The sequence below is a fragment of the Vibrio sp. V31_P5A7T61 genome, from assembly GCF_009904895.1.
GTDB classification, from domain to species: Bacteria; Pseudomonadota; Gammaproteobacteria; order Enterobacterales; family Vibrionaceae; genus Vibrio; species Vibrio metschnikovii.
The window spans coordinates 19,847-29,455 of record NZ_WXWI01000074.1; the positions used below are offsets into that span (position 1 = coordinate 19,847).

10 protein-coding genes are annotated in these 9,609 nt (G+C 42.4%); 4 read left to right on the top strand and 6 right to left on the bottom strand.

Translation table 11 applies throughout. From position 1 onward, the window contains the following. Positions 1-486 precede the first annotated feature (486 nt). The 4 genes from ruvB to cysS all read right to left on the bottom strand — a co-directional run bounded on the left by ruvB (position 487) and on the right by cysS (position 4,397). Entirely contained in the window at positions 487-1,491 is a 1,005-nt protein-coding gene (gene ruvB / locus CAG58_RS16670; RefSeq protein WP_115152648.1) for a Holliday junction branch migration DNA helicase RuvB, read from the bottom strand. Positions 1,492-1,602: 111 nt separating this feature from the next. Further along, the gene (ruvA, locus tag CAG58_RS16675; protein ID WP_004394958.1) at positions 1,603-2,220 is read right to left on the bottom strand and encodes a Holliday junction branch migration protein RuvA; all 618 of its coding nucleotides are present in this window, start codon (positions 2,218-2,220) and stop codon (positions 1,603-1,605) included. 75 nt (positions 2,221-2,295) lie between these two features. Beyond that, a complete protein-coding gene (gene ruvC / locus CAG58_RS16680) occupies positions 2,296-2,817 on the bottom strand; it encodes a crossover junction endodeoxyribonuclease RuvC (RefSeq protein ID WP_004394957.1) in 522 nt (173 codons plus the stop codon). 197 nt (positions 2,818-3,014) lie between these two features. Further along, positions 3,015-4,397, bottom strand: a complete 1,383-nt coding sequence (gene cysS / locus CAG58_RS16685; protein WP_158143730.1) for a cysteine--tRNA ligase — start codon at positions 4,395-4,397, stop codon at positions 3,015-3,017. Between the two features lie 146 nt (positions 4,398-4,543). Here cysS and CAG58_RS16690 point away from each other — a divergent pair, with 146 nt between their 5' ends. The 4 genes from CAG58_RS16690 (at position 4,544) to CAG58_RS16705 (ending at position 7,664) form a co-directional block, all read left to right on the top strand. Continuing rightward, positions 4,544-5,038 carry a peptidylprolyl isomerase gene (locus CAG58_RS16690; RefSeq protein WP_004394955.1) on the top strand — a complete coding sequence of 165 codons (495 nt, stop codon included), beginning with the start codon at positions 4,544-4,546 and terminating at the stop codon, positions 5,036-5,038. A gap of 39 nt (positions 5,039-5,077) precedes the next feature. Further along, positions 5,078-5,812 (top strand): UDP-2,3-diacylglucosamine diphosphatase, encoded by a 735-nt coding sequence (gene lpxH, locus CAG58_RS16695; protein WP_161426517.1) that lies wholly within the window; start codon positions 5,078-5,080, stop codon positions 5,810-5,812. Between the two features lie 122 nt (positions 5,813-5,934). Next, positions 5,935-7,146, top strand: coding sequence for an EAL and HDOD domain-containing protein (locus CAG58_RS16700; RefSeq protein ID WP_161426512.1), 1,212 nt, complete (start codon positions 5,935-5,937; stop codon positions 7,144-7,146). A 59-nt stretch (positions 7,147-7,205) separates the two neighbouring features. Continuing rightward, on the top strand, positions 7,206-7,664 hold the full coding sequence (locus CAG58_RS16705; protein ID WP_161426511.1) for a YchJ family protein: 459 nt from the start codon (positions 7,206-7,208) through the stop codon (positions 7,662-7,664). A gap of 21 nt (positions 7,665-7,685) precedes the next feature. On the opposite strand, the gene CAG58_RS16710 is transcribed toward CAG58_RS16705, so the two are convergent. Beyond that, positions 7,686-8,354, bottom strand: a complete 669-nt coding sequence (locus CAG58_RS16710; RefSeq protein ID WP_161426510.1) for a DUF2057 family protein — start codon at positions 8,352-8,354, stop codon at positions 7,686-7,688. 74 nt (positions 8,355-8,428) lie between these two features. Further along, positions 8,429-9,388: a porin gene (locus CAG58_RS16715; protein ID WP_161426509.1), complete on the bottom strand. Its 960-nt coding sequence runs from the start codon at positions 9,386-9,388 to the stop codon at positions 8,429-8,431. Positions 9,389-9,609: the final 221 nt, after the last annotated feature.

Here is a 9,609-nt window from a genome sequence, read left to right on the forward strand (position 1 = left end):
TTAAATCAATTTCCGTGACACATCAATGCGCAAAAAAACAACAAAATGATACAAATCAAGAAAAGGTCAGATTGGGTGTTTTAATAAGGTAAAAAAAAGCAGAGTGGATACGGATATTAAACACAATCAGTTAACAATAAACTCAATTAGTCTATTTTTCGTCATTTTAAGTAATGTGTAAAAATGTGACCGAAATAAAAATATTTTGAGCTTATTCCGCTTTTTCTATCGTGGAGTATTAAGCACTCTCCTCACGTCGGTTCATGTCGCCACTCAATAGCCAGCTAGGCTCTGACATAAACACACATAAATCATATAGAGCACGTATGACATGGTCATAAAGGAATCACAGGAGATATTTTGCAGATAAGGTAACCTCAATACTGCCGATAGTTGAAGCATTCGGCAGTATTGAGGTTATTGATCAGAAAAGCGAAGCTTTACCTCGATTAATGATGAAATAGCGTATCGAATTGAAATCAGAGACTACTTTTCTATTCCAAAATGCAGATAAGCTCGATCGGTTGCAATACGTCCACGAGGGGTACGCTGCAAATAACCTTGCTGAATAAGGAAAGGTTCTAATACATCCTCAATGGTATCTTTCTCTTCGCCAATCGCCGCGGCCAAGTTATCAAGCCCAACCGGGCCACCAGAGAATTTTTCCATGATCGCCAACAGTAGCTTTCTGTCCATATAATCAAAACCGAGATGATCGACATCAAGCATATCGAGCGCTTTACCCGCCGTATCCAGACAGATATGTCCATTTCCTTTCACTTCTGCATAATCTCGCACTCGGCGCAATAAGCGGTTAGCAATCCGTGGTGTACCTCGCGCGCGGCGCGCGACCTCTAATGCCCCATCCGCATCCATTGATAGTCCAAGGCATTGCGCGCTGCGCTGCACAATATTCTGTAAATCAGCGACATTGTAATATTCTAGACGTTGGACAATACCAAAGCGGTCGCGTAATGGTGAAGTGAGCGATCCAGCGCGGGTGGTAGCTCCAATCAGGGTAAAAGGCGGCAAATCGATTTTAATTGACCGAGCAGCAGGACCTTCACCGATCATAATATCTAATTGGTAATCTTCCATAGCAGGATAGAGTACTTCTTCGATCATTGGACTCAGACGATGAATTTCATCAATAAATAGAACATCATTTTCATCCAAATTGGTCAGCAACGCGGCAAGATCACCGGCTTTTTCCAATACTGGACCTGAGGTAGTACGAATATTCACGTCCATTTCGTTAGCGACAATATTAGCTAACGTAGTTTTCCCCAGTCCAGGAGGACCAAAAATTAATAAGTGATCGAGAGGTTCACTGCGTTTTTGTGCCGCTTGGATAAAAATTTCCATTTGATCACGAACATGATCTTGTCCTTGATAGTCGGCAAGTTTTTTCGGTCGAATAGCCCGATCAATCACTTCTTCCTCTTTAAAAGCAGGACTGATTGGGGCAATAAGGCGATCGGCTTCGATCATAACAGAGATTCCCATGGTGTAATGATAAGGGCGACAGAGTCAGTCTTAATTAGCATAGTTCAAGGTGGTAAGTGAGACGCTGCAGCCACGCAGACAATAAACCTATCATCATCAGACCATTGATTTTAATGCTTCTCTAATTAATTGCTCACTGGTCATTCCCGGTTTTGCCATTTGAGAAACCACTTTAGAGGCTTGGACGGGTTTATAACCTAAAGAAAGTAAGGCACTGATCGCCTCTTCTTGAGCATTTTGCTCTGCAGTTACAGGGGAATGATCTAATGGTGCAGCATCCGTCGCTGGGGTAAATAAGTCGCCACTTCCCCAGCCTTTAAGACGGTCTTTCATCTCAACTAATAATCGTTCGGCGGTTTTTTTACCTACTCCAGGCAGTTTAATCAAGGTTGAGATATCCTCACGTTCAACGCAAGCCACAAACTGGCTTGCCGTCATACCGGATAAAATCCCCAGTCCCATCTTCGGACCAACCCCATTGGCTTTGATCACTTCTCGAAATAAAGCCCGCTCGCTCACCGTATTAAAACCATACAAAAGTTGGGCATCTTCGCGGACCACAAAATGCGTGTAGATGATCGCTTCTTCATTAATGTTCGGCAGTTCATAAAAACAACTCATCGGCATTTGTACTTCATAACCAACGCCATTGACTTCAATCACGATTTGCGGAGGTTGTTTTTCTATTAATAGGCCACGCAGACGTCCAATCACTGGAATTTCCTTGCTGATAACTAGGAGAGAATGAGTTAGATAATAATAAATAACTGGATGGATAGCCAGTTAAACTCAGCGATAACGTCCACGCCGAGCATGGGTGGCTTTACCAGCTAAAGCCAATAACGTTTTATTGGTGTTGGCATGGCAGATAGCAACCCCTAACGCATCCGCGGCATCCGCTTGAGGCTTTGCTGGTAATTTTAACATTTGTTGCACCATATGCTGGACCTGAGTTTTATCCGCTCCCCCTGTCCCAACCACCGCTTGTTTAATCAAGCGTGCCGCGTATTCATAAACGGGTAAATCAGCATTCACGGCGGCGACAATGGCACTACCACGAGCTTGACCCAGTTTTAACGCTGAATCGGCATTTTTCGCCATAAATACTTGTTCAATAGCAAAAGCATCTGGCTGAAATTGAGTGATGATTTCACTCACTCCAGCGTAAATTTGTTTGAGTCGTAAAGGAAACTCCTGCTCTGAGGTACGAATACAACCACTACCAAGATAAATAAGCTGACGGCCTTGTTGACGAATAACGCCATAACCAGTAATGCGTGATCCGGGATCGATGCCCAGAATTATTGACATGTTTTATTCCTAGTTGAACGACTTAAACAACGTGTGATTATCACTAGTCCGTGAAGATAAACCATTAACATAGCTAAAAATATCGTGGACAAGGCATAAAGCGTCATTCATCACGCGCCACGTTAGATAAAAAGATAATACTCAGCAGAAAAGAATACAGCGGGCCATAAACCCGCTGTGTCGTAGACATGGTTCGCTTATTTGCGTCGCCAAGTGGTTCCGTTCGGACCATCCTCTAAAATAATGCCCATCTCTGTCAGCTTGTGACGAGCAAGATCCGCATTAGCCCAATCTTTATTCGCGCGTGAGTCATTACGCAGTTTGATCAACGCTTCGATTTCCTCGGCTTGGTCATCATTTGCAACCGAACTTTGCAAAAAGCGTTCTGGCTCTTGGTATAGAATACCAATCACATCCGCTAACTCGCGCATTAATGCCCCTAAAGCACTCGCCTGAAGCATATCTTCTGTTTTAAGTCGGTTAACTTCACGTGCCATATCAAATAAGACCGAGTAGGCCTCTGGGGTATTAAAATCATCATTCATCGCGCTGGTAAAGCGGCTGACATACTCTTCACCACCAGCCGCTGCGACCGTCATATCCAAACCACGCAAGGCAGTATAGAGACGCTCTAAAGAGGCTCGAGCTTGAGTGAGGTTTTCTTCACTGTAATTTAATTGGCTACGATAATGCCCAGACATTAAGAAATAACGTACGGTTTCTGGGTCATAATGTTGCAACACATCACGAATGGTAAAGAAATTACCCAGCGATTTTGACATTTTTTCTCTGTCTACCATCACCATGCCACTGTGCATCCAAGTATTCACATACTGGGTATCATGAGCGCAGCAAGATTGGGCAATTTCATTTTCATGATGAGGAAACTGTAGATCCGAGCCACCACCATGGATATCAAAGTGATTACCCAAGATAGAAGAATTCATCGCTGAACACTCAATATGCCAACCAGGACGTCCAGGCCCCCATGGGGATTGCCACGTGGGTTCGCCCGGCTTAGACATCTTCCATAATACAAAATCGAGTGGGCTACGTTTTGCAGTCTCAATATCAACGCGAGCACCGGCCTGCAGTTGGGTTAAATCTTGCTTGGAGAGTCGGCCATACTCTTTAAATTTGCTGACTTCAAACATAACATCGCCATTGTCTGCAACATAAGCAAAGCCGCGATCAATTAGCCGTTCTACCAAAGCAATGATTTCTTCAATATAAGCCGTGGCACGTGGTTCTACATCAGGACGCAATATATTGAGCGCATCAAAATCGGTGTACATCTCTTGAATAAGTCGTTCCGTCAACGAGTCACAAGATTCTTGATTCTCAGCGGCACGTTTAATGATTTTGTCATCAATATCAGTAATGTTGCGCACGAAAGTTAAATCATAACCCAAATAGCGTAAGTAGCGTGATACCACATCAAAAGAGACAAAGGTACGACCGTGACCAATATGACAGAGATCGTATATGGTGACTCCACAGACATACATGCCAACTTTTCCGGCTGTAATGGGTTTGAATTCCTCTTTCTGTCTTGTGAGTGAGTTATAAATCTTCAGCATGATCTCTATCTACTTACCGTTAATTACTAAAATGATGAACGAGTATAACAACTCTATTATCACTAGGTCATCCATTTGGTGTTTTGAATGCGCAAAAAGTTAGGCTAAAATCAGCCATTCATACAAAACAAGTAAAGGTAATAGCTATGATCACCCTACATACCAATTTTGGTGACGTAAAAATTCAACTGAATACCGAGAAAGCCCCTGAAACCAGTGCTAACTTTTTGCAATACTGTCGTGATGGTTTTTACGATAACACGCTTTTTCATCGTGTGATTGATGGCTTTATGATCCAAGGTGGTGGTATGACTTCTGGTCTACGAGAAAAAGCCACTCGTGCGCCAATCCGTAATGAAGCAAACAATGGGTTAAGCAATAAAACAGGCACACTGGCAATGGCACGTACCATGGATCCACATTCAGCCAGCTCGCAATTCTTTATCAACGTCAATGACAACACTTTCCTTGATTTTAAATCTGAAAGTCGTGACGGCTGGGGATACTGCGTCTTTGGTGAAGTGATTGAAGGTATGGATATTGTTAATAAGATCAAAACCGTTAGTACCGGTTCTTATGGCATGCATCAAGACGTCCCACTGGATGAAGTAGTGATTACTCATACCACTATCGCAGAATAATCAATGGATGGAGCGCGGCTGCGCTCCATTAACGGCCTTATGCACACACTGTTTATCTCAGATCTTCATCTGACCCCTTCGCGCCCCGATATTACGGATTGTTTCATTCAGTTTATGCGCAAGGACGCCATACAAGCCGATGCTCTCTACGTATTGGGGGATTTATTCGACTTTTGGATCGGAGATGATGATCCCACCCCTTTTAGTCAGCAAATTAAACAAGAGTTTCAACAACTGACGTCTGCTGGTGTACCGTGTTACTTCATCCATGGTAATCGCGACTTTTTAGTGGGTAAACGTTTTGTTAAAGACACTGGCGTGACCTTACTTGAGCAAGAGGCACGGATCAACTTGTACGGCACATCCGCGGTGGTATTACATGGTGATACCCTATGCACCGAAGATGTTCGTTATTTAGCCTACCGTGAAAAAGTCCATCAACCTTGGCTACAATGGGTATTTAACCGATTACCTTATTGCTTAAAAAAACGTATTGTTCGACGTGTACAAACCGATATTCGCAGCGATAAAGTTCATAAAGCCATGGAGATCATGGATGTCACCCCTAGCGAGGTGGTCAATGTAATGAACAAACATCAAGTCGCGCTGATGATCCATGGACATACCCATCGACCAGCCATTCATCATATCGATAAAGATGGGACAAAAATCCGGATCGTTCTTGGCGATTGGCATCATCAAGGATCGGTACTGCGCTATTCTCCACAAGGCTACGCTTTAGAAACGCTCCCTTTCATCACAAAGGTTGATTAGCTTTCAATAATCAAAGACTCTTTTCAAGAGCATCCATTGGGTTAGCTTAACAGACGTACTACTATTAATGGTGGTACGTTAAGACGATAGACAACGGATAGATAATAAAGAAGGGCACGCTATTGAAGTATTCCTATATTGCTAGGCAACCGATTTTAGATCGAGATCGTAACACCGTCGGTTATGAACTACTGTTTCGTGATGGTCCTAACAATACCTTCCCACAAATCGATGCCGAACTTGCCACCAGCCGATTGTTATCAGACCACTTTTGGTCAGTACAATATCGTGCCGGAAAATTATGGGAATTTGTTAATTTTCCTTATCAAAGCTTAATTAACCTCGTACCAACCCTATTTCCTTCCAGTCACTTAGTTATCGAGGTACTGGAAGGCTGTACACCCACCGAGGAACTCCTTAATGCGATCATTGAGCTCAAAAAGCTCGGTTATACTATTGCCCTCGATGATTTTGTACCCAGTAAAGAGTGGGCAGCTTTTTTACCTCATGTCCACATTATAAAATTTGATATTCATACTGTTCCTATTGAAAAAGCACGCCTATTTATTAAAAAAAATCAAAAACATAATATTCAATTTTTAGCCGAAAAAGTTGAAACTTATCAAGAGTTTGAACTGGCAAAACAAGCGGGGTTTTGTTATTTTCAAGGTTATTTCTTTAGTCAGCCAGCGTTAATTCAACGAAAAGCACTGGAACCCGCATTTTTAACCATCGTGCAACTATGCAAAGAAATTGCCAAGGAAGAGATTAACTATCAAGAGTTAGGAAGATTAATCAGTAAAGATTTGACGCTCTCGTATAAATTGCTGACCTTTGTCAATTCTTCGGTCATGGTGAGCTCAAAAATACGCTCCTTTAAACAAGCCCTAGTTTATCTGGGTGAGACAAGATTACGTCGCTTTGTCTCTTTAGTCGCGATTGCCTCCACTCATAAAGATAAGCCTGATGCACTGTATGGTTTATCCATTCAGCGAGCTCGTTATTGTGAATTATTGTCTCTCAATATTGCCAATGCCGACCAATCAGGTAATGCTTTCCTAACAGGAATGTTTTCATTGATTGATGGCTTACTCGATCAACCCTTGGCAGATATTATTGAAGAGATGCCGATTGAACAGCAAGTCAAAGACGCGATTGTTTCAGGGTCCGGTCAGTTAGGTAAGGTATTGCAACTGATTAAAGCGTATGAACAAGCCGAATGGCAAACCGTGAACGACCTTGCTCACCAGCTCTCATTACCTGAACAAACCATCAGTGATTGTTATCATCAAGCCGTTCATTGGACTGCAGATTTGTTCAATAGCCATCAGTAGACAGCTATCTCCATTATCCTTAAACTTCGTTGATTATTTTTCTATGATGATTTTATTTTATGGATATCTGCTATTGTCAACGTCAAGTTGAATATGCCAAATGCTGCCAACCGATTCATTCTGATCCTACTAATGCACAGACTCCAGAGCAATTAATGCGAGCTCGCTATAGTGCCCATGTATTAGGTTTAGTCGATTTTGTCATCAATACTTATCACCCCTCTTGTCACGCCGAGCTTCAGCGAGATGCCATCGCAGATTCAATCAATAGCCAATGGACAGGATTAGACGTCGTACGAACGTGGTTGGGGAATAATCCCAACGAAGGCTTTGTACACTTTAAAGCCTTCTTTATTGATCAGCAGCAAACGCTTTGCCTAGAAGAACAATCACGTTTTGTGAGGGAAAAGAAGCAGTGGTTCTACATTGACGGCATCTTTCCAAAGCACAATAAAGTCGGACGTAATGAGCCATGTCCCTGTGGGAGCGGTAAAAAATTCAAGCAATGCTGTGGGTAAATTGTTTTTCAGTCTTCCCAATTACTCTTGCTGACTGATCCATTGACGAAAGACGGCTTTCTGCTGCTGATTCGCTTGCAAATAGAGCTGTTGCAGTTGACTGACAAGAGAGTCTTCATCGGCAGTCGGAAGCGGCTGAGAGTGACTAGGTATCGATTTAGCGTGATTATCCACCGTCAGATAACTCATGCTAATTGACGCTTTGCCGGATTGTTTATTGTATTCTATCACGTTATCAATAAAATTTTGTCCGAGTACAAAGCCGCTGATGGCGATAATGTCACTGACCTGTTCAATTGGTCGTTGGTTGGTAGTATCAATCAATTGCCAAGTAAAGTGATCAATCTCTCTTCGTGCTTGCTGGGCGTTGCGATAATCGGGTAACTGAAAAGTTAGCTTTTGATTTTCAGCATTAAACTTCAATATGACTAATTCACTGCTGACCGTCTCTACCGTATCGCGATTCACGAATGGCTGGGAGTAACGAAAAGCGATTTGATGCGTCCCATTAGGCAAAACTAGCGTTTTATTGCTGCTAAATAGCCCACCTTCGAGCCGCGGTTTTTCTAAATTAACTACGGATAAGTTAATCGCCTCAGGCACCACCAATTGCACTTGCGCATGAGCTAGACTAACCATACTGCAAACCAGTAAGCATCCACGCCAGATTAGATTGATATAAGTCGTCATTACAATCGTTTCTCCCATAAAAAACATAAAAAAGCCCAGCTATGCTGGGCTTATAGTAACGATAACGTTATGAATTACCAGTAAACACGAGCACCGATAGCAAGGCTGCTTACGTTTTTCTCGTTGTCAGTATCGTTGAAACCGTATTCAACATAAGTACGTGCCCATTTAGCAAACATATACTCAGCACCTAGGTATAGGTTAGTAATGTCGGCCGCATCGTTCTTACCGTCGATAAATTGTGCGCCACCGTAAAGCGACGTTTTTGGAGCAACTTCGTACTTAGCACCTAGGTGGAAACCATTAGATTTCACTTTACCATCAGTCAGCTTGTTCTTATCTTCGTTATAAGCATAAGTAAAACCAACTTTACCTTTACCTAGTAGATACTCAGCTGTCGCTTCAAAGTAAGTTGACTCAACATTTTTCACGCCAACTTTGTCAGTCATTGAAGCGCCACCAATATGCAGTGCCCATGAATCATAAGTGGTACCAGCATAGATCTCGAACAACTCAGCATTGGTGTTATTCTCAGCTAGGTTGTATTGTGCTTTCACCCAGCTATTGTCTAGATCCAATTGGTATTTAATTGCACTGCTTTGCCAAAAGTTTTCTTTAGTATCCAGACCACCACGATATGGTGCCAAACCATAATTGTATGAATATTCAGCACCGTATACATCATCATAAAGAGGGCTGTGCTTACCGTAGGTCATTACACCGTACTCTGAACTCATACCGATGTAGTGCTGACGCAATTCCCAGCTTTCACCAACACGGTACTCAACTTTAGCAACAACGTCCAAACCTTCTTCAAGAGCTTTGTAAGTTAGGTTTACCCCAACACGTGAAGAGCCTTGCTCGATTTTAGGATCGACACTGTTACCGTTTGCGTCTTTTTTGTTTGTAAACTCAACGTGCTGACGAAGTTGACCGTAGAAATCAACAGTCACGTCGTCCGATTTGTAGATATCTGCTGCGTTTACTGACGTTGCTGCTGAGGCAACCAGTAGTGCGACTAGAGTTTTTTTCATAATAATCCACTGCCTTTTCTTAGTATGGGAATTCCGTTTCGGTTCCCTTAGTTTTAGAAGATGGTCGGCTAACTCTGCGGTTAGTTACCATCGCCACTAAATTCGAGCTTTAGATTGCAAAAGAATACGGCACATGTCAAATATGAAAAAAAATATTTATAAAAACAACGAAAATCATTAAATAACAATAACTTAAATGAAAATTTTGTTCTATTGATAAG